The sequence below is a fragment of the Hyphomonas sp. genome (assembly GCF_037969335.1).
Lineage (GTDB): Bacteria > Pseudomonadota > Alphaproteobacteria > Caulobacterales > Hyphomonadaceae > Hyphomonas.
Window position 1 is genome coordinate 1 of sequence record NZ_JBBKXE010000022.1, and the last position, 21,179, is coordinate 21,179.

A 21,179-nucleotide genomic window follows, 5' to 3' on the forward strand; every position below is an offset into this window, starting at 1 on the left:
ATCCGGCACCCCACTGAACCCCGCACGTCCCGGGTGATCCTTCTGAATTTCGACCCGGCCAACGGCCCCGATCTCCAGGCCGCTATCCAGAACCCGGTTCGTGGAGAGGCCAAACGCTCCCAGATAGGTCACCGGCGCGCTCTCAGCCGTGGAGCCCGCGACGGCCAGCTCGGCGTCGGTCTTGGTCTCCCACACGTCCCATTCGTCCTGTGCCTGCGCATGGCCGGTGGCCGCGCTCAGTATCGCCAGCAGTGTCAGCGGTTTCCACATCGTCTCTCTCCTGCAAACACCATCCGCGCTCTTCGGCATATCAGCACTGGCGAGCCCGGACTCCCCTTGTTATACAAACCCTCGTCAACAAGGTCTTGCACTCAGGAACAATCTTCATGGTCAAACACATAATCACCGCTGCCCTGGCTGGCATGCTGATCGTTTCCGGTTGCCAGTCCGGCAAAAGCAAGAACATCGAAAGCCAGATCACCCAGAAGAATGTCGGCACCGTCAATCCTTACTTGTGGCGCGCCACGCTGGATACGTTTGAGAACATGCCGGTCCAGAGCGCCGATTCTGTCGGCGGCCTCGTCGTCTATGACTGGAAGTCCTTCCCGGACTCGCCGGATGAGCGCGTCAAGGCAACAGTCTATATTCTCGACACACGCCTGCGGGCCGACGGCGTCAAGGTATCGGTGTTCCGCCAGACCAACCAGGACGGAACATGGACCGACGCGAGTGTTGATCCCGAGACCGGAATCCAGCTTGAAAACAAAATCCTTGAGCGTGCCCGCACGCTGAAGGCGTCGCAAATCGGCTAGAAAGCCAAACACCAGACCTCTTTAAAGGAGCGGGACATGGCCACCCGTTATGATCCGCAGGCCGCGGAAACCAGATGGCGTGCCGCATGGGACGCAGAAAACCTGTTCAAGGCAAAATCGCCCGCCGAGGCGGGTGACGCGCCCAAGGCGTACATCCTTGAAATGTTCCCCTATCCGTCCGGCCGGGTGCACATGGGCCATGTGCGCAACTATGCCATGGGCGATGTCGTAGCCCGCCATCGCCGCGCCAACGGCTTCAATGTCCTGCACCCGATGGGATGGGATGCGTTCGGGATGCCGGCCGAGAATGCAGCGCTCCAGCGCGGCGTCCATCCCGGCAAATGGACCTATGAAAACATCGCCGCCATGCGGGCTCAGCTGAAGAAGCTGGGCCTGTCGCTCGACTGGAGCCGCGAATTTGCGACCTGCGATCCGGAATATTACGGCGCGCAGCAGGCCCTGTTCCTGAAGATGCTCGACAAGGGTCTCGTTTATCGCAAGGCCAGCAAGGTCAACTGGGATCCGGTCGACAATACCGTGCTCGCCAATGAGCAGGTCGTCGACGGCCGCGGCTGGCGCTCCGGCGCCATCGTTGAACAGCGCGAGCTGACCCAGTGGTTCTTCCGCATCACGCACTATGCCGACGACCTGCTGGAAGAAGTTCAAAAGCTCGAACGCTGGCCGGAAAAAGTCCGCACCATGCAGGCCAACTGGATCGGTCGGTCTGAAGGCCTGCAGATGCGCTTCGAATTTGCCGGCGACAAACCGGCTGGCTTCGAGAAGGGTGTTGAAATTTTCACGACACGTCCCGACACGCTGTTCGGCGCGAGCTTCATTGCCCTGTCACCTGATCATCCGCTGACGCTCCAGCTGGCCCAGGGCAATAGTGCCCTCACGGATTTCCGTGCTGAGTGCGCCGCTGTCGGCACCAGCGAAGAGGCCATCGAAAAGGCACCCAAGCTCGGCTTCGATACCGGCCTCACAGTCCAGCACCCGTTCGACCCTGAACGCACCCTGCCCGTCTGGGTCGCGAACTTCGTGCTGATGGGATACGGCACGGGCGCCATTTTCGGCTGCCCGGCGCACGACCAGCGCGACATCGAATTCGCGCGCAAGTATGGGCTGGACGTCGTACCTGTCGTTTTGCCGCCCAAAGAGGACGCGGCAACATTCGACGTGCAGGACGACGCCTATACCGGGCCCGGCACGATCTTCCATTCCGGTTTCCTCGATGGCCTTGCCATTGACGACGCCAAGCGTATGGCGATCTCGAAGATCGAATCCCAGGGCCTCGGCGAAAGCAAGGTGAACTATCGCCTGCGTGACTGGGGCGTCTCGCGCCAACGCTACTGGGGCTGCCCCATTCCGATCGTCCACTGTGAAACGTGCGGCATTGTCCCCGTCCCCGCAGCCGAACTGCCCTTGCGCCTGCCGGATGATGTGACGTTCGACAAGCCCGGCAATCCGCTGGAGCGCCACGCGACATGGAAAGATACGACCTGTCCGACATGTGGCGAAAAGGCCCGGCGCGAGACGGATACGCTCGACACGTTCGTCGACAGTTCCTGGTATTGGGCCCGGTTCGCCAGCCCCGATGACATGGCTGAACGCGCCTATTGGCTGCCCGTCGACCAATATGTCGGCGGCGTCGAACATGCCGTCCTGCACCTGCTCTATGCCCGCTTCTTTGCCCGTGCGATGCGCGATGTCGGGGAACTGGACCTGCCGAGCGGCGAACCTTTCGCCGGCCTGTTCACGCAAGGCATGGTGACCCACGAGACCTACAAGTCGGCAAAGGGCGACTGGCTCGAGCCGTCTGAAGTCGAGACAAAGGACGGCGCCTGGTTCGAGATTGCGACTGGCGCGCCTGCGAGCGTCGGTCCGATCGAGAAAATGTCCAAGTCGAAAAAGAACACGGTTGACCCCGACGCCATCATCCAGGCCTTCGGCGCAGATACCGCGCGCTGGTTCGTGCTGTCTGACTCGCCGCCCGAGCGCGACGTCGAATGGACACAATCTGGCGCTGAGGGCGCCGCCCGTTTCGTGCAGCGCATCTGGAGCATCTTCGATGCACTGCCGGATTCAAAGGCACCAAAACCAGGCACCGACGATGCCTCGATTGCCTTGCGCAAGGCCTCGCACAAGGCAGTCGCGGCCATCGACAAGGCGATCAACGAGTTCCGCTTCAATTCGGCCGTCGCCAGCATCCACGAATGGGTCACGGCGCTGAAAAAGGCCGAAGCTGATACCGGTTCGGTCACCGGCGCACGGTTCGAGGGCGCCTCGATGCTGGCCCGTTGCCTGACGCCTTTCATGCCGCATCTCGCCGAATCCTGCTGGGAGCGTCTTGGCGGCGACGGCTTCGTATCTGCTGCTGCCTGGCCCGAACCGGACCCCGCCCTTCTAGAAGATGACAGCATCACCATGGCGGTTCAGGTGAACGGCAAGCGCCGGGGCGAAATAACTGTTTCCAAAGCGCTTGCGAAGGACGCGGTTGAGGCCGCCGCCTTTGCCGATCCCGATGTTGCAGCTTTTCTGGACGGCAAGGTGGTCAAGAAAACCATTGTCGTTCCCGGCCGCATCGTGAATATCGTAGTCGCATGAGACAGTTCTTCGCTGCCCTCCTCCTTCTCTCCCTGGCTGCCTGTGGCTTCCAGCCCGTCTATGCGCCCAGCTCAAGCGCGCTGGCTGCCGGCGGCCCGATCACCGTCGAGCCCATTCGTGGCCGGTCCGGATACAAGCTCAGACGCGCCCTGCAGGAAGAGCTCGCGATCGGACTGCCGGGCGTAACCGAACCAGCGACGCTGAATGTCATCCTCAAGGACAACCTGACGCGGCTGGCGTTCAAGCCGGATGGCGCAGCGTCGCGCTCAAGTATCTCCGCCTCCGGGCGTTATGTGCTGGCGCGCGACAGCGGGGCCGTCTCTGGCGTGGTGGACGCCCAGACCGATTTTACGGTTCCGACTGGGCCTTATGGCGACATTGCCGCCCAAACCAGCGCCTATGATCGCACCATGCGCGAACTCGCAAAACGCATCGTCGATGATTTGCGACTACAGCTCTCAGCCGGCTGATGCTGCTAAAGGGCAAGCAGGCTGTTACCTTCTCCCGCCGGCCGGATCCGGCGATCTGGGCGGTCCTCGCGTTCGGTGAAGATGACGGTCTTGCAAGCGACGCTTCTGCCAGTCTGATAAAGGCCTGGGCCCCCAAGACGGGCGAACTTGAAGTGTCCGTCCTCGACGATGATGCGATCAAGAAAGACCCGTCACTCCTGTTCGACAATCTCGAAGCCGTGTCGCTCCTCGGCGATCCCCGCGTCATTCGCGTCCGCACCAATGGTGACAAGATCGCCGCGCTTTTGTCAGAAGCCATCGCGGAAGGCGACAAGACCGAGCACCGCTACGCCGCGAAACTGGTCATCGAAGCGGGAAGCCTCGCATCCAAATCCAAACTGCGCGCCGCCGCCACCTCGGCCAAGCGGACCGCCTGCCTCCAGATCTTTGCCGATGAAGCCGGTGACATTGAAGACCGGGTCAAGGCTGCGCTGCTGGACGTGGGCGCCACAATTGATCCCCCCGCGCTGCACGCATTTACCGGCGACCTGCCCGGCCACCGCGGAATCGCCAATTCCGAGATCGAGAAGCTGGCACTTTACGCGCGCGGGCTCGGGCGCGATGTCACCCTGACCGACATTCGAGCGCTCTCGGCGACCGACATTGATCATGATCTGTCCGCCGCGATCCGGGCCACGCTCGTGGGCGATCTCGTCGCCGCAAATACCGCCTTGCAGCGCCTGGAGATCGCCGGGACGTCTGCCATTTCCATCCTGCGTGCGCTGCAGAGCGAAACACTGCGCATGCTGGATGCACACAAGCGCATGGCGGCAGGTGAAGGGACACCCAACATGAAGCTGCGGCCGCCCGTCTGGCAGAGTGACTGGCCTGCGTTTCGCGCCCGCCTCGGCAAGTGGCCGCAGAAACGGCTCCTGCGCATTCTGGAACGGATCTATGACGCAGAACGCCAGGCGAAATCCGGGTCCGGCAGCGCCGACCCTGTTGTTCGTATACTGATGAATGAGCTCGGCAAGGCGGCAGCCCACGCAGCCTGATCCGGTCCTAACGTTTTGCGGTCAGGCGCCGGCAGACATCATCGAGCTGTTCGAGATCGCGATACCGGATCCGCAACTCGCCACCATCCTTGCCATGCCGGATATCGACGGCGAGACCCAGCGTCCGAGTAAGGTCCGCCTCGAGCGCTTCGGTATCAACGTCTTTTTCGGCCCCGGGCGACTTGGCCGATTTCGTCTCGATCGTCCCGCCTTCGCGCGCATCCTTCGCGCGCGACTCGACATCACGCACGCTCAGGCCCTTTTCAGCCGCCATGCGGATCAGCGCTTCCGGGTCCGGCGCACCAAGTGCTGCGCGCGCATGTCCGGCACTCAGCTTGCCATCGCGCACATAAGCGCGGGCGCTCTCAGGCAGTTGCAGCAGCCGCAGCGTGTTGGCGATGTGAACACGGCTCTTGCCAACACTCTGGGCCAGGCTGTCCTGCGTGCGCCCGAAACGCTTCATCAGCGCCTCATACGCCTCAGCCTCTTCGATCGGGTTGAGGTCCGCGCGCTGGACGTTTTCAATGATGCCGATCTCGAGCAGTTCAAGTTCGTCAATCTCGCGCACCAGCGCCGGAATCGACTTCAAACCGGCAATCTTGGCAGCCCGCCAGCGGCGCTCGCCCGCGATGATCTGGAATTTGCCGCGATCCTTGGGATCCGGGCGAACGAGGATCGCCTGCAGGACACCCTTGGCCTTCAGCGACTCGGCCAGCTCATTGAGCGCGGTCTCATCGAACGTCCGGCGCGGCTGGGCCGGATTGCGCCGGATCAGGTCCAGGTCGATCTCGTTCGACACCGTCGCAGGGGCTGTCTTGCCTTCGGTTGTCGGCACAGCGCCAACCGCGTCAATCTCGCCCATCAGGGCAGACAGGCCGCGGCCAAGACGTGAAGGTTTGCTCTTTGCGTCGTCGGTCATGATGTTCAGGCCGCTCTCGCCTTCTCGCGCTGCAGGACTTCCGATGCAAGGCGGATATAGGCCTCGCTGCCAGGACACCGATAATCATACAGAAGCGCCGGCTTGCCAAATGACGGCGCCTCCGACAGCCGCACATTTCGCGGAATGACCGTATTATAGACCTTGTTGCCGAAATGCGCCCGAACCTGGTCAGCCACTTCATCCGACAGGTTATTGCGACGGTCATACATGGTGAGCACCACACCCTGGATCTCGAGGGTCGGATTCAGCCCGGACCGCACCGCTTCCACGGTGCGCATCAATTGCGACAGGCCTTCAAGCGCCAGGAACTCGCACTGTAGCGGCACCAGCAAGGCATTGGCCGCCGTCATGGCATTCAGCGTCAGCGCCGACAGGGATGGCGGGCAGTCGATCAGGATATAATCATACTTGACCAGCCCACCCTGCTCGGCCCGTTCGACATAGGTCATCAGGGCGTCGCGCAGCCGGTAGGACCGCCGCGCATCATTGGCGAGCTCCGTCTCGACGCCGGACAGGTTTTCGTCGCCCGGAATGATGTCCAGCCGCGGTACGATGGTCGACAGGACCGTCTCTTCCATCGGCACCCGGTCAACCACGAGATCATAGCTCGTGAGCAGCCGGTCTGCCCGGGAAATACCGAGTCCGGTCGAGGCATTACCCTGCGCATCGAAATCAACGATCAGGACGCGGCGACCCACGGCCGCCAGCGCTGTGCCTAGATTGATGGAGGTCGTCGTCTTGCCGACGCCGCCCTTCTGATTCACTACCGCAAATATCCTAGGCTTCGTCGCCACCGCGCAACTCCCTTACAATCAATACGACACCCGACCCGCCACTTCGGCTCGGAATCGCCTCATACGCGAAGTTCCACCTTTGACGGGCGTCCGTCAATTCTTCTTCCCAGCGTTCGCCCTTGAGGAACAGCCCCGTTGCACCATTTTTCATCCAGGGCGCTGCATAATCCAGGAGTCGTGGCAGCGGTGCAAAGGCCCGTGCCGTAATAATATCTACAGGTCCGGCCTCCGCCGATTCGACGCGGCCCTGGATGACGTCGGCCGAGAGATGGGCCGCTAGAATGGCCGCCCGCAGGAAGGCGGCCTTTTTCCCGACGCTCTCGATCATCGTGACATGGCCCTGTGGACGCGCGGCCGCGATGATCAGCCCCGGAAAACCGGCGCCGGAGCCAAGATCGACGACACGCGCCGTTTCTGGAATATGGTCGAGCAATTGAAGGCAGTCCCAGACATGTCTTTGCCAGATATGCGGCCATTCGCGCGGGCCGATCAAATTGCTCCTCAGCCGCCAGTCATCCAGCGTGGCGATCACCGAATCGAGGCGGTCGAGCGTTTCACGTGAAACATCGTGAGCGGCCAGGAATACCGCGCGGTCATTCTCGTCACTCACCGGTCATACCGCCTTTGCGCGGCGCTTGACGTGACTGAGCAAGGCGGTCAGCGCGCCCGGCGTCACGCCTTCGATACGCCCGGCCTGGCCAAGCGTCGCCGGCCGGATCGCTTCGAGCTTTTGGCGGACTTCATTCGACAGTCCCCCGACCGCCGCATAATCGAGACCATCCGGAAGCCCGAGGCTTTCGTCCCGGCGGAGGGCCACGACGTCCGCGGCCTGGCGTTCGATATATCCGGCGTACAAAGCCTCGATTTCCAATTGGGCGCCGAGGTCCGTCGGAATTTCGGCGAGGTCCGGCCAGACAGTCGCAAGTTCGGCAAAGCCGATACCCTTGTAGGCGAGATATTCCCAGGCCGAACGCATGCGTCCGTCCTGATTAATCGCCCATCCTGCCTGCGCCGCCTTGGCCGGAGACAGGGTCAGGAATTGCAGTCTTTCGCGGGCCGCGGTTAATGCATCTTGTTTCACGTGAAACACTTTGGCCCGAATCGGGCCCACAATCCCCAGATCGAGGCCTTTTTGGGTCAAACGCTGGTCCGCATTGTCAGCGCGAAGGACCAGACGGTATTCGGCGCGGGATGTGAACATCCGATACGGCTCAGTGACGCCGCGCGTGACGAGATCGTCGATCAAGACGCCAATATACGCCTCCGCCCGGTCGAACGTGACCGAATCTCGCCCATCCGCGCGCCGCGCCGCATTCATTCCGGCAACCAGGCCCTGCGCGCCCGCCTCTTCATAGCCCGTCGTGCCATTAATCTGACCAGCGAGATAAAGCCCCGGCAAGGCCCGAACCTCGAGTGTCGGAGTCAGGGCGCGCGGATCGACATAGTCATATTCGATGGCATAGGCGTATTGGCGGATCACGGCATCCTCGAGCCCCGGAATCGTCCGGATGAACGCATCCTGCACCGTTTCGGGCAGCGACGTGGAAATACCGTTCGGATAGACCGTATCGTCCTCGAGCCCCTCGGGCTCGAGGAATATCTGGTGGCGGTCGCGATCGGCAAACCGATCGACCTTGTCTTCTATCGACGGACAGTAACGGGGGCCGCGGCCCGCAATCGCGCCGGAATAGACAGCTGATTGCCCGATATTGTCGGCGATGATCGCGTGCGTTTCGGGCGTCGTCCACGTGATGCCACAGGCGACCTGAGGCACGCGGATCTCGTCGGTCAGATAGGAAAACGGCACCGGGCGCTCATCTGCGGCCTGCATCTCCAGCCGGTCCCAGGCAATCGTCTTGCCGTCGAGGCGCGCCGGTGTGCCGGTTTTCAAACGGCCCATCGGAAGGCCGAGGGCATAGAGCCGGTCTGACAAGCCAATCGCTGGCGCCTCTCCGGCGCGGCCTGCCGGAATACGCTTCTCGCCGATATGGATCATGCCTTTGAGGAACGTGCCCGTGGTTATGACCACCTTGCTGGCCCGGTATGACTGTCCGGTCAGACCGGTCACACCCGCCAATTTACCATCCTCCAGGATCAAATCCTCGGCGCCATCCTCGATAATGGTCAGGTTCGGATAGTCTGCGAGTTCGGCCTGCATGGCCCGCCGGTAGAGCGCCCGGTCAATCTGTGCACGTGGCCCCCAAACGGCCGGTCCTTTCGAGCGATTCAGCATGCGGAACTGGATGCCCGCCTTGTCTGCCATGCGGCCCATCAGGCCGTCGAGCGCATCAATCTCGCGCACAAGATGGCCTTTGCCGAGTCCACCGATAGCCGGATTGCAACTCATCTCGCCAATGGTTGAACGCTTGTGCGTGACCAGAGCTGTACGCGCGCCATAGCGCGCCGCCGCAGCAGCCGCTTCACAGCCGGCATGTCCGCCGCCGATTACAATCACATCAAATTCGTCTGGCTTCGCCATTACGTCCGCGCCTCGGGATACAGATTATTCAGGCGGACATATAACCGCGCAGCCGCCTAAACCCTAGGGGTCATTTGCCGATGCAGAACGCGGAAAACACTGCTCCCAAGACGTCTTCAACGCCCACGACACCGATAATTGAGCCCAGCTGCCGCAATGCCATGCGCACGTCTTCGGCTGCCAGCTCCGCGCCCAGGTCATTCGTCAGGGCTTCGCGCGCCGCCTCCAGGCTGCCCAATCCGTCCTGTAGCCGGGCCCGATGGCGTTGCCGCGTGATGACCGGTGCTTCGACCGAACGGGCATGCTCGGCCACAAAGCCCGCAATCGCCTGTTCCAATACATCCACGCCATCTCCCGATTTTGCCGAGATGACATGATCAGCGTCGATGGAAGATAGTGGCGCACCGAGATCTGCCTTGTTCAGGACAACAAGATCGCTCGCCCCATAATAATCCGTAGACAGAGCACTGATATCAGGTGTTTCGGCATCGATCAGGAACACGCGCAAGTCTGCGTCCCGTGCCGCCATTTCCGCCCGGCGTACGCCCTCGGCTTCAATCTCGTCCTCGGTCACGCGCAGGCCAGCCGTATCCGCAATCCAGACAACATGGCCGCCAAGCACGCGCCGGACCTCAATGACATCGCGCGTCGTTCCGGCCTTCGCGGTAACGATAGCTGCCTCACGCCGCGCCAAACGGTTGAGAAGCGTCGACTTGCCAGCATTCGGTGCACCGATAATGGCGACCCGGAATCCATCGCGGATCCGTTCGCCGATCCCGCCATCGCCCAGAGCCGCGCGGATCTCGCCGATCACGCGGTCGAGTTTCACCAGTATGGGAGCCGTCGTCTCCTGGGGCGCATCGCCTTCATCGGGAAAGTCGATGGCCACTTCGACCAGCGCGAGCACACCGGTCAGTTCCGCGCGCCAGTTTGCATAGGTTTCGGACAATCCGCCGCCAAGCTGGCGCAGCGCCTGGGCCTTTTGTGCCAGCGTTTCAGCCTCGATGATGTCGGCGACACCCTCAGCTTCGGTGAGATCGAGTTTGCCCGCCTCGAAAGCCCGCCGCGTATATTCGCCGGGCTCGGCAATACGCACGCCTTCATGAGACGTCATCGCGCCCAGCGCATGTTCGATCACAGCTGCGCCGCCATGGAGGTAGAGTTCCAGCGTGTCTTCGCCCGTGTAGCTACCCGGCCCTGGCATGAACACGGCAAGCCCGCGGTCAACAAGGCGACCGCGCTCGTCGCGCATATCAGTCAGGGTCGCATGCCGCGGTGCGGGAATGCCGCTGTCCAGATGCTGCTCGGCCAGCTGCCGCACCATCGGCCCCGACAGGCGAAGAATCGCAATCGCGGCCGGCGGCGCACCCGAAGCGAGGGCGCAGATTGTATCGCGCTCGCTCATATGGGCGCCTGCATCCCTAGTTTTTCATCGCCTCGAAGAACTCATCATTCGTCTTCGTCTGGCGGAGTTTGTCGATCAGGAAGTCAATCGCATCATTGGTGCCCATCGGACCCAGGATACGGCGAAGGATGTAGATCTTGGAGAGCTGGTCTGGCGGCGTGATCAGTTCTTCTTTCCGCGTACCGGACTTCATGATGTCGATGGCCGGGAAGGTGCGCTTGTCGGCAATCTTCCGGTCGAGCACGACTTCCGAGTTACCCGTACCCTTGAATTCCTCGAAAATCACTTCGTCCATCCGGCTACCAGTATCGATCAGCGCCGTGGCAACGATTGTGAGTGAGCCACCGTTCTCTACGTTCCGGGCGGCACCGAAGAACCGTTTCGGGCGCTGCAATGCGTTGGCATCAACACCGCCGGTCAGGACTTTGCCCGAACTCGGCACGGTCGTGTTGTAGGCACGGCCCAGACGCGTGATCGAGTCGAGCAGGATGACAACGTCGCGCTTGTGCTCGACGAGGCGTTTTGCTTTTTCGATCACCATTTCTGCAACCTGGACGTGGCGGGTGGCTGGTTCATCGAACGTGGAGGCGACAACTTCGCCTTTCACGGTCCGGCGCATGTCGGTCACTTCTTCCGGGCGCTCGTCAATCAGCAGCACGATCAGGTAGCATTCCGGGTGGTTTTCTTCGATGGCCGCAGCAATGTTCTGCAACAGCACTGTCTTACCGGTCCGTGGCGGCGCAACGATCAGCGCGCGCTGGCCTTTGCCGATTGGCGCCACGATATCGATGACCCGGCCCGAGCGATCCTTCTTCGTTGGATCGCTGCTTTCCATCTTCATCCGTTCTTCGGGATAAAGCGGTGTCAGGTTGTCGAAGTGGACTTTCTGGCGGGCCTTCTCTGGCTCCTCGAAATTGATCTTCGACACGTCGGTCAGCGCAAAATAGCGCTCATTGTCCTGTGGTGCCGTGATTGGTCCCTCGACCGTGTCGCCGGTTCGGATGTTGGCCTTTTTCAGCACTTCCGGGCTGACATAGATGTCATCCGGGCCAGGCAGGTAGTTGGATTCCGGCGACCGCAGGAAACCGAAACCGTCCGTCAGCACTTCCAGAACGCCCAGGCCTGTAATCTCGACCTCACTATCAGCCAGTTCTTTGAGGATCGCGAACAGCATGTCTTGCGTCCGCAGCGCCGAGGCGTTCTCGACCTCAAGCTCTTCGGCATAGAGCAACAGCTCTTCCGGCGATTTTGCTTTGAGTTCGCGCAGGGTGACGCTGGTAACGTTGTCGAGCATGGATGAAGCCATTCAGGGAAAATCCGGATGTAAGTCGGGTTAAAGACTGGATTGGGGAAACCGGGCGAAAATGGAGAACGCGCTGCACAAGGACTGTGCGCCGGTTGAGCGCATATGGGCCAAGCAGGGCCGTTTCGTCAAGTAGCAATGGCTTTGGGGCCTCAGAACGGCTTCACGGCCACCAATATGACGATGACGATCATCAGCAGGAATGGCACTTCGTTCAGCATGCGCAGCTGCCGGGCCGACACGCCGTCGCCACCCCGGTCCACTTTCTTGCCAAGCCGGATAAAATAGCCGTGCAGTCCCGACAAGATCAGGACCAGAACCAGTTTCACATGCAGCCAGCCCTGCGACAGCAGTGCCGGATTCATCCACAACATGGTCAGGCCGAACACCCAGACCAGGATCAGGCTCGGATTCATGATGATCATGCGCAGCTGGTACGAGGCCTTCTTCATCGCTTCATAAAGCGGCTCACCCGGGCTGCTCGACAGCTGGTGGATCTTGTAACGCGGATAGACCAGTAGGCTCGCCATCAATGCGACGACAAAGATGATGTGCAGCGCCTTTACCCAGAGATACAGCATCAGATCCAGCCCCTAATCTGCCGCCACTTTCACGGCCTGCCCGGCTTTCCGTGCCACATCGGCGTGCGGACATCCAGACGCGCCCGTCGGGCACAGACGGCTGCCGGCACACGACCGGATACTTCCAGCCATATCCAGCGCTGCGAGCGTCTCGCCAGCCAGCGTCCGGATAAAGCCCGGATGCACCCCAAGGGCTTCAACGCGCGTATAACTCGGCGCGCCATGCTGCTCGGCGAGCAATTTGTATTCTTCGCCCAGCTCCACCAGCGTCTCGATATGCTCGGAAACGAAGGCGATCGGCGCGATCAGGATATTGCGCTTGTCCTGCGCCGCCCGTTCGACTTCGGCATCGGTCGATGGGCCGATCCATTTAAGCGGGCCAACCCGTGATTGGTAGCAGCCGACAACATCCCAATCCTGCGGCACGCGCGCCGCGATCATCGCTGTCAGCGTTTCGCACTGCCACTGGTACGGGTCGCCGGCCGCAACAATCTTTTCCGGCAAGCCGTGCGCCGACAGCAGTAATCGCACATCAGCCGGCCGGCCCGCCTTGTCGAAGGCGGCCATGATCTGGTCGACATGTGCCGCGATGAAACTCTCCTCGAAAGGATAGCAACAGACCGTGCGTGTCGGTCCGGCATAATGTTTCTTCCACTCCTTCAGCGACGAGCCCGTCGTGGTCGTGGAGAATTGCGGATACAGCGGTAACAGCACGACTTCATCGGCGCCCCAGGCTGTAACGTCCTTCGCGGTGTCTTTCGTGAATGGGTGCCAGTAGCGCATCGCAATGAAGGTGCGCACCTCATCGCCGGGAAGCGAAGCTGCCAGCTGGATTTGCAGCGCTTCGGCCTGTTTCTCGGTCTCGGGCAGCAGGGGCGATCCGCCGCCGGGACCCATCAGGGCATAATTCTTCCGCGCGGATGGGGCTCTTGTCTTCGAGATGAACCGCGCCAGGGCCCAGCGGATCGGCAGCGGCGCCTGGATGATGGCCGGGTCGTCAAACAGGTTGCGCAGGAATGGCTGTACCGCGTCAGGCCCGTCAGGCCCCCCGAGATTGAACAATACAACAGCAATTCTGCGACCCATCAGCGATCAGCCTTCCCGAACGATTTTCAGGACACGTTCGACATTCGCGATCGGTGTTTCCGGCCGGACGCCGTGCCCCAGATTGAAGATATGGGGGCGACCGGCATAGGCTTCCACCAGGTCCCGGACGCGCGCATCCAGCCGCTCACCGCCTTCGATCAGCAGGAGCGGGTCAAGATGTCCCTGAACCGGCATGCCCTCCGGCAGGGCTGTATTCACAAATAGCGGAACCGCTGCGGTATCCAGCCCGACAGCCGTCACCCCGGTCACCCGTGCATATTCCGGCAACATCGCGCCCGCGCCGCGCGGAAATCCGGTAATTGGCACAGTCACGCCCATGTCGCGCAACATCGCCACGAGTTTCGTGGTTGGCCGGATGATGACTTCACGGAAAATATTGTCCGGCAGCCCTTCGGCCCAGCTGTCGAACAGCATCAGGGCATCCGCCCCGGCTTCAACCTGTTTCACCAGGTAATGCGCCGTCGCTTCAATGACATAGTCCATCACGGCGGCCAGCTCGTCCGGCCGGCCATGGGCCCAGCGCCAGGCCAGCGACTTGTCGGTCTTGCCGCGTCCTTCGATGGCATAGAGGCTCACCGTCCAGGGCGATCCGGCAAAACCGATCAGGGCTGTCTCCTTGGGCAGCTCTGCCTTGACCCGGGCGACTGTCTCATAGACCGGCGCCAGCCTGTCAGCCGCCTTGATCGCAGGCACCTTGGCCAGGTCTGAAGCCGACTCGATCTGCTGGACGATTGGCCCGACGCCCTTCTCGAATTCCACACCGAGGCCCATCGCGTCGAGGATCAGCAGGATATCGGCAAACAGGATCGCCCCGTCCATGCCATAGCGGCGAATGGGCTGAAGCGTTGCTTCTGTCGCCATTGACGGTGTGTAGCAGAAATCGAGAAAGTTCTTGGCCCGTGATCTCAACTCGAGATATTCCGGCAAGTGACGCCCGGCCTGTCGCATCATCCATACCGGAGGCCTCTTGGCTGGTGTTCCTCCGAGGACGCTGATCAGTTTCGGTTTGCCGGTTTGCCCCATGACCCTCAAATCCCTCATATCTCAAAAGCCCGTCAGGGCGCTTATTATTACTATCCGGTGATATCAGGGGAGAAAGGCCACTCACAGGATTTGTCCAGCGAAATCCACACGCGAGTCACAGGGTGTCGCACCCCGTTAACACTCGCTTAACCATCAATCGCCGCGTGGGTTAATGGCAGGTTAACGCCCCTTATGGAGTCACAGGATGAAACATAGCGGGAATACCCGGGAGTCAGATTCGGTCGCATGTGAATGGATTGTGACTCCCGGTGTGACGATTCACCTGTCCACAGGTTGTACACAGGCCTTGTGAAAACGGTCGGCCATCGGCAAGAGAGTGTGCCATGCCCAGTCCTCAACGCCCGAGCATCTATTTCAACGTTCACCTCGTGTCAGACAGCACGGGTGAAACCCTGAACGCTGTCCAGCGCGCGGCCTGCGCCCAGTTCGAGAATGTACAGGCGCTCGAGCACAACTACTACCTCGTCCGATCGGAGCGCCAGCTTGAACGCGTGATGCGCGAGATCGAGGCGGCGCCCGGCGTGGTCTGGTACACGATCTCGGACGAAGCCCTGCGCGCCCGGCTCGAATCCTTCTGCCGCGAACGCGGCGTGGCGACCCTGCCCGTCCTCGATGCCTCCATCGCCATGCTCGGCCGCCATCTCGGCATTGCTGCCAACCACAAGGTTGCCGGCCAGCACGCGCTCGACCAGGACTATTTCGACCGGATGGAAGCGATCAATTTCACGCTCGCCCATGATGACGGCCAGAATGTTGACGGCCTGATCGGTGCCGACGTCATCCTGCTCGGTGTCAGCCGCACATCCAAGACGCCAACCTGCGTCTACCTTGCCAATCGTAAGGTCCGCGCCGGCAATATCCCGCTCGTGCCAGGCGTCCAGCTGCCTTCCTTCATCGAGGAGTTTGGCGAGAAGGGCCCTATGGTTGTCGGTCTCAAGATCAGTGCAGAACGCCTTGTCCAGATCCGGCGGCAGCGCCTGATCTCGCTGAACCAGGACGAGCACACGATTTATGCCGATGAAGATGCGGTGCGCGATGAGGTCACCCAGGCCAACCGCCTGTTCCAGCGCAACAAGTGGAAAACCATCGACGTCTCACGCCGCTCGGTCGAGGAAACCGCCGCCGCAATCCTGAACCTCCTGAATGAGCGGCGCGCCCAGCTATGAGCCTCGACATCATCCTCGCCTCAGGCAGCGCCAGCCGCCAGGGCCTGCTCGCTGGCGCCGGCGTCGACGCGGCCAGCATCCGGCCGAATGTTGACGAAGATGCCGTCAAGGACGCCCTGCGTGCCCAGGGCATGTCGGTTCGTGATCAGGCCATGAAACTGGCCGAGCTCAAGGCCGTGAAAGTGTCCAGCCGCACACCCGGGCTTGTTGTCGGCGGCGACCAGATGTTGTCGCTGGAAAACGAGGCTTTCGACAAGCCGGCCGACTTCGCCGCTGCACGCGATCATTTACGCAAGCTCTCGGGCAAGACCCATACGCTGGAAACAGCCATCGTCGTCTGCGAAAATGGCGCGCCTGTCTGGCGCCATCTCGCCCGGCCGAAACTCACTGTGCGCCCGCTCAGCGAAGACTTTATCGAATCCTATGTTGCGCGTGCCGGTGAGGCGCTGCTCTCGACCGTTGGCGCCTACCAGCTCGAGGGTCTCGGCGCGCAACTCTTCACGAAGATCGAAGGTGATTATTTCTCGATCCTCGGCCTGCCGCTTTTGCCGTTGCTGGACTATTTCCGTACGCGCGGGGCGCTCGCATCATGACCCAGCTGTATGGCGTCATCGGCGATCCGATTGCCCATTCACTCTCGCCGCTCATCCACAATGAGTGGCTGCGCGAGCACGATATCGACGCCACTTACAAGGCCATGCAGGTGCCGGCGGGCGAACTGGAAGAGGCGCTCGCAACGCTCACGCGCCAGGGCGCGCGCGGGCTGAACATCACCCTGCCCCACAAGCAGGCTGCGCTCGCGCTGGCCGAGGAAAAAGGCGATCTCGCCCGGCGCATCGGCGCCGCCAATACACTGGTCCGTACGGATTCCGGCGGCTGGCACGCTGAGAATACGGATGCGCCCGGTTTCATCCACACGCTCGACAAGGCCGGTGTGGATGTGGCCGGAAAAAATGTCTTCCTGCTGGGGGCGGGCGGATCAGCCCGGGCACTGGCCGTCGTGCTGACCGATCTCGGCGCAGACCTCACCATATGCAACCGGACAATATCGCGCGCTGAGGAGATCGCCGACAACCTGCTGACGAAGCCGGAAATCTGCACGCTTGATGTGGGTCTCGAGCGCCTTGCGACCGCCGAACTGGTCGTCAACACGGTGAGTCTCGGCTATTCCGGACAAGCGCTCGAATTGCCGAAGGGCACAGGCAAGACGTTCTACGACATCAACTATGGCAAGGCGGCAGCCCCCACGCTCGCGCATGCCGCCGCGCAGGACTGGCGCACAATGGACGGCCTGGGCATGCTGGTCGCGCAAGCGGCCTTCGCATTCGAGCTTTGGTTCGGCATTGTGCCGGATATGGAGGGCGCCGAGATTCGGTGCCGCGCCATCGTGGAGGCCACGACATGATCATTCTTGGGATGACAGGCTCCATCGGCATGGGAAAATCTGCCACCGCAGAACTCTTCCGCGAAGAGGGTGTGCCCGTCTATGATGCCGATGCCGCCGTCCACGCACTCTATGCTAAGGGCGGCGCCGCCGTCGCGCCCGTTGAAGCCGCCTTTCCGGGCGTCGCCGTTGATGGCGCTATCGACCGCACGCGCCTGCGGGAACGCGTGCTGGATGATGCCGAGGCCATGAAGCAGCTCGAAGCCATCGTGCATCCTCTCGCCGGTGCGGCCCAGCATGATTTCCGCCAGGCTGCCCGCGAATCCGGCGCGCCTTTCGTGGTCGTCGACATTCCGCTCCTGTATGAAACAGGCGGCTGGCAGTACTGCGACTATGTCGTCGTCGTCACGGCCTCGGCGGCGGTTCAGCGCGAACGCGTCCTGTCCCGACCGGGAATGACAGAACACGTTTTTGAATCCATTCTTGCCCGTCAGGTGCCCGACGCCGAAAAGCGCGCGCGGGCCGATTTCATCATCCCGACGGAACATGGTTTCGAGTTTGCGCGCGACCTGGTTCGCGCCATAATCGCGCTGATGAATCGCAAGGACAAAGAAGACCACGCATGACCACACTCATCCGCGAAATAGCCTTCGACACCGAAACGACAGGCCTCAATCCGAATGAGGGCGACCGGATTATCGAGATCGGCGCCGTCGAGATGATCAATCATATCCCGACCGGCAAGACGTTCCGTACACTGATCCACCCGCGACGGTCCGTGTCGGTCGATACGGTCCGCATCACCGGCATCACGGACGAGCACCTGAAGGACGCCCCCTTCTTCGAGGAAGAGCACGTGATTGGGGCTTTCCTCGAATTTATCGGCGACGACATGCTGGTCGCGCACAATGCCGGCTTCGACCGCGGATTTCTCAACATGGAGCTTGCGCTCTGCGGACGGCCCCTGATTGAAGATGACCGCTTCATCGATACCGCCGCCATGGCGCGCAAGAAATATCCTGGCGCTCCGGCGAGTCTCGATGCGCTCTGCAAGCGTTTCGACATTTCGCTTGAAAGCCGCACACTTCACGGCGCCCTGCTCGACAGTCAGTTGCTGGCCAGCGTCTATCTGGAACTTCTGGGTGGACGTGCGCGCGCCTTTTCCTTTGACGCTCCGACGGAAGAATCAGGCACCGGCGAACGGCGCGCCGCGCGTCAGCGGCCAACGCCGCTCGCGCCATTGCTCACGTCGTCAGAGCAGGCAGCCCACGCGACGTTCATCGAGACACTTGGCCCCGACTGTCTCTGGAAACAGGCCTGAGGCCTATTGCTGGGTCGGGGCGGGAGCCGCAGCAGCGCGGCGCACTTGGGCCTGGTACAGTGCGACAAAGTCGACCGGATCGATCAACAGGGGCGGGAAGCCACCTTCGCGCGTAATCTCGGCAATGATCCGGCGGGCGAATGGGAACAGCAGGCGCGGGCATTCGATCAACAGCATGGGCTCAAGCTGGTCTTCAGTGATGTTCTGCAACTGGAACAGGCCAGCGTAATCGAGTTCGGTGATGAACATCACCTTGCCATCGGACAGCGCCTTGGCTGAAAGCTTGAGCGACACTTCAAACAGGCCATTGCCATCAGCGTGCGGCTTGGCGCCGACATCAATGCCAAGGTCGATGTTTGGTTGGGCCTGGACAGGGGAATGACCTGGATTTTCGAACGACAGGTCTTTCACATACTGGCCGAGAACGCGCATAACCGGCGCGGCTGGCTTATCGCCGTTGGGGTCCTGTGGGGGAGTGGGGTTTCCCGGTGCGCTCGTGTCTGTCATGATGTTTCCTCTACCTGGATCGCACCGCGCGCCTAGCATGCGGCCTCCCATGGCGCAACGCATCACTGGCTTCACAAGGCCATAGTGACTATCTAGATAGGACACCGCCGAATGCCTGAAGGAAATTTGCTCTAAATGTTCGACCCAGTGATCGAGGTTCTTGTGCTTGCAGCCGTGGCGCTGATCGTGCTGTCACGTCTTTATATGGCGCTCGGCCGTGGCGGAAACGACCGGCCCGTGCAGCGCCCGTCAGCATCCCAGACGCCAAGAGACGTTGCGCCGGCAGACCTTGCCGAACGTCGCCAGCGCCGGGAACAGGCCGAACGCCCTATCTTCACGGGCCCCGCTGCGGGCGGCCTTGAAGACATTTACAACGCTGACAACAGCTTTTCGGCTGCGGGTTTCATGCAGGGCGCGAAAGCTGCCTACCAGATGATTGTGGCGGCCTTTGCACGGGGCGACCGCGACACGCTGCGCCCGCTGCTTGATGACGATGTCTACGAGGCTTGGGACGAAGCCATCACGGCGCGTGAGGCCAGCGGTGAGAAGGCGTTTGAATTGCTGCGTATCAAGCGGGCAGAAATCGATAGTGCAGAGCTTGATGGCAGCATGGCGCGGATCATGATCCGCTATGAGGCGGAGCTTGGCGATGGGGAACTTACCCGCACGGCCAAGGAAGTCTGGACGTTCATGCGCGATGTGACGGCGTCTGATCCCAACTGGATTCTCGACGACGTCGAAGCGGCCAACTAGGCACAAGCAGCATCTTTCGGATGACAGGCGCGCGCGAAGCGGGCCATAAATTGCGTCATGCTTCGCTCTCTCGCTGTCATCTTCCTGTCGCTCGCGCTGGTCTCGTGCCAAAGTTCACTGCGCCCGCCAATCACTTATCCGGGACAGGACGTCGCTGTGCTGAAGGCGCCGCCTTCAACGACTGGCGCGCCACAAGCCTATGCCGACCTTCCCGGCTGGTCTTCGGCCGGGCTCACGGCCAGCCTCCAGGCGTTCAAACGGAGTTGCGCGCGCCTCTCGAAGCGGCCCAAGGCCGATTATGTCTCGGCCAATGCCACCTGGGCCGGCACGGTCTCGGATTGGCTACCGGCATGTGCATCGCTCCAGCGCGCGCATGATGAAGCCGGTGCGCGCGCCGCCTTTGAATGTCTTTTCTTTCCGATCGAGGCCCTGTCGCCGGATGGTGCGAGCCGGTTTACCGGTTATTTCGAGCCGACCTATGAGGCACGCCGCAGCCCCGTTCCCCCCTATACAGAACCGGTCCCTGCCCTGCCCGCTGACCTTGTTCCGAACGGCGCCTCGCCGCTCCAGCGCCTGCGGAACGGCAAGACGCGGCCCTATCCGGCGCGCGAAGAGATTACCCGCAATGGTGTGACCGCGATTGCCTATGCGCATCCGTCGGATGTCTTTTTCCTTCAGATCCAGGGGTCGGGCCGGCTCAGGTTTCCCGATGGGTCCACCACGCGCGCCGTCTATGCCGCCCATAACGGCCAACCTTTCCGGTCGACGGCCAACTGGCTGATGGAGACGGGCCGTATCTCGCGGGGTCAGGCAGACATGCAGGGTATCCGGGCATGGATGGACAGGGCCGGTCCGACCGAGGCCCGCCTCGCGATGAACCAGAATCCGCGCTATGTCTTCTTCCGTGCCGAACCTGAAGGCGACCCCACGCTTGGCCCGGCAGGCGCGCAGGGCGTGCCGCTGACACCGCTTGGCTCAATGGCTGTCGACACCAGCATCCAGCCGCTGGGCGTCCCCATGTTTGTGCAAACCACGGCGCCGGGCCTCGGTGGCAACTGGTCGGGCCTGCTCATCTCGCAGGACACTGGCGGCGCTATCAAGGGCGCCGTGCGCGGCGATCTCTATTTCGGCACCGGTCCAGCCGCCGGGGCACGCGCCGGAACCATGAACGCGCCGGGACGGCTTTGGGTGCTCTTGCCGCGCAGTGTGGCCGAAAGCTTGATCCGCGCGATGCAGGTATCCGACGCGTCCGACCTTGGCGTTCCGCCGTTCGCGCCTTAGACGGAGCCGATGTCGAAGCGTCGCCTGACCCCTGAAGAAGCGAAAGCCTGGTCGCGCGTTGCCAAGTCGATCAAACGGATCGGGCCGGAGGCGTCAGACTTCGGAGCGCTTGTTTCGGCGGTTGAGGCGGGTGAACCGGCGAACCTGCCCCGTACCACCCCCCCTGCCACGCCCTTGCGGCGCCCGGTTTCGGG

Annotated in this window: 23 protein-coding genes; 12 read left to right on the forward strand and 11 right to left on the reverse strand. The window is 61.8% G+C overall.

From position 1 onward, the window contains the following. Positions 1-270, reverse strand: a 270-nt coding sequence (locus tag AADA04_RS01490) for a hypothetical protein (RefSeq protein WP_340691458.1), incomplete at its 3' end; no start/stop codon positions are given. Between the two features lie 116 nt (positions 271-386). Here AADA04_RS01490 and AADA04_RS01495 point away from each other — a divergent pair. Genes AADA04_RS01495 through holA form a run of 4 tightly spaced genes read left to right on the forward strand, consistent with a single transcriptional unit; the run spans position 387 to position 4,920 of the window. Beyond that, positions 387-812 (forward strand): DUF3576 domain-containing protein, encoded by a 426-nt coding sequence (locus tag AADA04_RS01495; RefSeq protein WP_340691459.1) that lies wholly within the window; start codon positions 387-389, stop codon positions 810-812. A gap of 36 nt (positions 813-848) precedes the next feature. Further along, the gene (gene leuS, locus AADA04_RS01500; protein WP_340691460.1) at positions 849-3,416 is read left to right on the forward strand and encodes a leucine--tRNA ligase; all 2,568 of its coding nucleotides are present in this window, start codon (positions 849-851) and stop codon (positions 3,414-3,416) included. Then, complete coding sequence (lptE, locus tag AADA04_RS01505; RefSeq protein ID WP_340691461.1) at positions 3,413-3,886, forward strand: LPS assembly lipoprotein LptE; 474 nt, start codon at positions 3,413-3,415, stop codon at positions 3,884-3,886. The genes leuS and lptE overlap by 4 nt, the downstream gene beginning before the upstream one ends. Continuing rightward, complete coding sequence (gene holA, locus AADA04_RS01510) at positions 3,886-4,920, forward strand: DNA polymerase III subunit delta (protein WP_340691462.1); 1,035 nt, start codon at positions 3,886-3,888, stop codon at positions 4,918-4,920. Before lptE ends, holA begins: the two co-directional genes overlap by 1 nt. 7 nt (positions 4,921-4,927) lie before the next feature. Here the strand turns inward: holA and AADA04_RS01515 are convergent, their stop codons facing one another. The 9 genes from AADA04_RS01515 to hemE all read right to left on the reverse strand — a co-directional run bounded on the left by AADA04_RS01515 (position 4,928) and on the right by hemE (position 14,570). Further along, positions 4,928-5,839, reverse strand: a complete 912-nt coding sequence (locus AADA04_RS01515) for a ParB/RepB/Spo0J family partition protein (protein WP_340691463.1) — start codon at positions 5,837-5,839, stop codon at positions 4,928-4,930. 5 nt (positions 5,840-5,844) lie between these two features. Further along, the gene (locus tag AADA04_RS01520; protein WP_340691464.1) at positions 5,845-6,654 is read right to left on the reverse strand and encodes a ParA family protein; all 810 of its coding nucleotides are present in this window, start codon (positions 6,652-6,654) and stop codon (positions 5,845-5,847) included. Next, positions 6,638-7,264, reverse strand: coding sequence for a 16S rRNA (guanine(527)-N(7))-methyltransferase RsmG (rsmG, locus tag AADA04_RS01525; RefSeq protein WP_340691465.1), 627 nt, complete (start codon positions 7,262-7,264; stop codon positions 6,638-6,640). Before rsmG ends, AADA04_RS01520 begins: the two co-directional genes overlap by 17 nt. A gap of 3 nt (positions 7,265-7,267) precedes the next feature. Then, positions 7,268-9,133: a tRNA uridine-5-carboxymethylaminomethyl(34) synthesis enzyme MnmG gene (mnmG, locus tag AADA04_RS01530; RefSeq protein WP_340691466.1), complete on the reverse strand. Its 1,866-nt coding sequence runs from the start codon at positions 9,131-9,133 to the stop codon at positions 7,268-7,270. Positions 9,134-9,203: 70 nt separating this feature from the next. After that, positions 9,204-10,538, reverse strand: a complete 1,335-nt coding sequence (gene mnmE / locus AADA04_RS01535) for a tRNA uridine-5-carboxymethylaminomethyl(34) synthesis GTPase MnmE (RefSeq protein WP_340691467.1) — start codon at positions 10,536-10,538, stop codon at positions 9,204-9,206. 16 nt (positions 10,539-10,554) lie between these two features. Continuing rightward, positions 10,555-11,832 (reverse strand): transcription termination factor Rho, encoded by a 1,278-nt coding sequence (gene rho, locus AADA04_RS01540; RefSeq protein ID WP_340691468.1) that lies wholly within the window; start codon positions 11,830-11,832, stop codon positions 10,555-10,557. Positions 11,833-11,993: 161 nt separating this feature from the next. Continuing rightward, the gene (locus AADA04_RS01545) at positions 11,994-12,422 is read right to left on the reverse strand and encodes a CopD family protein (protein ID WP_340691469.1); all 429 of its coding nucleotides are present in this window, start codon (positions 12,420-12,422) and stop codon (positions 11,994-11,996) included. Positions 12,423-12,434: 12 nt separating this feature from the next. After that, complete coding sequence (hemH, locus tag AADA04_RS01550; RefSeq protein ID WP_340691470.1) at positions 12,435-13,508, reverse strand: ferrochelatase; 1,074 nt, start codon at positions 13,506-13,508, stop codon at positions 12,435-12,437. 6 nt (positions 13,509-13,514) lie between these two features. Then, positions 13,515-14,570: a uroporphyrinogen decarboxylase gene (gene hemE, locus AADA04_RS01555; RefSeq protein WP_340691471.1), complete on the reverse strand. Its 1,056-nt coding sequence runs from the start codon at positions 14,568-14,570 to the stop codon at positions 13,515-13,517. Positions 14,571-14,896: 326 nt separating this feature from the next. Here hemE and AADA04_RS01560 point away from each other — a divergent pair, with 326 nt between their 5' ends. The 5 genes from AADA04_RS01560 to dnaQ are packed head-to-tail and all read left to right on the forward strand — an operon-like array spanning position 14,897 to position 18,444. Further along, on the forward strand, positions 14,897-15,739 hold the full coding sequence (locus AADA04_RS01560) for a pyruvate, water dikinase regulatory protein (RefSeq protein ID WP_340691472.1): 843 nt from the start codon (positions 14,897-14,899) through the stop codon (positions 15,737-15,739). Next, positions 15,736-16,332, forward strand: a complete 597-nt coding sequence (locus AADA04_RS01565) for a Maf family protein (protein ID WP_340691473.1) — start codon at positions 15,736-15,738, stop codon at positions 16,330-16,332. Before AADA04_RS01560 ends, AADA04_RS01565 begins: the two co-directional genes overlap by 4 nt. Continuing rightward, positions 16,329-17,144: a shikimate dehydrogenase gene (gene aroE / locus AADA04_RS01570; protein WP_340691474.1), complete on the forward strand. Its 816-nt coding sequence runs from the start codon at positions 16,329-16,331 to the stop codon at positions 17,142-17,144. The genes AADA04_RS01565 and aroE overlap by 4 nt, the downstream gene beginning before the upstream one ends. Continuing rightward, entirely contained in the window at positions 17,141-17,749 is a 609-nt protein-coding gene (gene coaE / locus AADA04_RS01575; RefSeq protein WP_340691475.1) for a dephospho-CoA kinase, read from the forward strand. The genes aroE and coaE overlap by 4 nt, the downstream gene beginning before the upstream one ends. Continuing rightward, positions 17,746-18,444, forward strand: coding sequence for a DNA polymerase III subunit epsilon (gene dnaQ, locus AADA04_RS01580; protein WP_340691476.1), 699 nt, complete (start codon positions 17,746-17,748; stop codon positions 18,442-18,444). Before coaE ends, dnaQ begins: the two co-directional genes overlap by 4 nt. Before the next feature lie 3 nt (positions 18,445-18,447). On the opposite strand, the gene secB is transcribed toward dnaQ, so the two are convergent. Continuing rightward, positions 18,448-18,951, reverse strand: coding sequence for a protein-export chaperone SecB (gene secB, locus AADA04_RS01585; protein ID WP_340691477.1), 504 nt, complete (start codon positions 18,949-18,951; stop codon positions 18,448-18,450). Positions 18,952-19,086: 135 nt separating this feature from the next. On the opposite strand from secB, the gene AADA04_RS01590 reads away from it, so the two are divergent. The 3 genes from AADA04_RS01590 to AADA04_RS01600 all read left to right on the forward strand — a co-directional run. Then, positions 19,087-19,704 (forward strand): Tim44/TimA family putative adaptor protein, encoded by a 618-nt coding sequence (locus tag AADA04_RS01590; protein WP_340691478.1) that lies wholly within the window; start codon positions 19,087-19,089, stop codon positions 19,702-19,704. 57 nt (positions 19,705-19,761) lie between these two features. Then, the gene (locus AADA04_RS01595; RefSeq protein ID WP_340691479.1) at positions 19,762-20,985 is read left to right on the forward strand and encodes an MltA domain-containing protein; all 1,224 of its coding nucleotides are present in this window, start codon (positions 19,762-19,764) and stop codon (positions 20,983-20,985) included. A 9-nt stretch (positions 20,986-20,994) separates the two neighbouring features. Further along, on the forward strand, positions 20,995-21,179 hold a 185-nt coding region (locus tag AADA04_RS01600), incomplete at its 3' end, for a hypothetical protein (protein WP_340691480.1).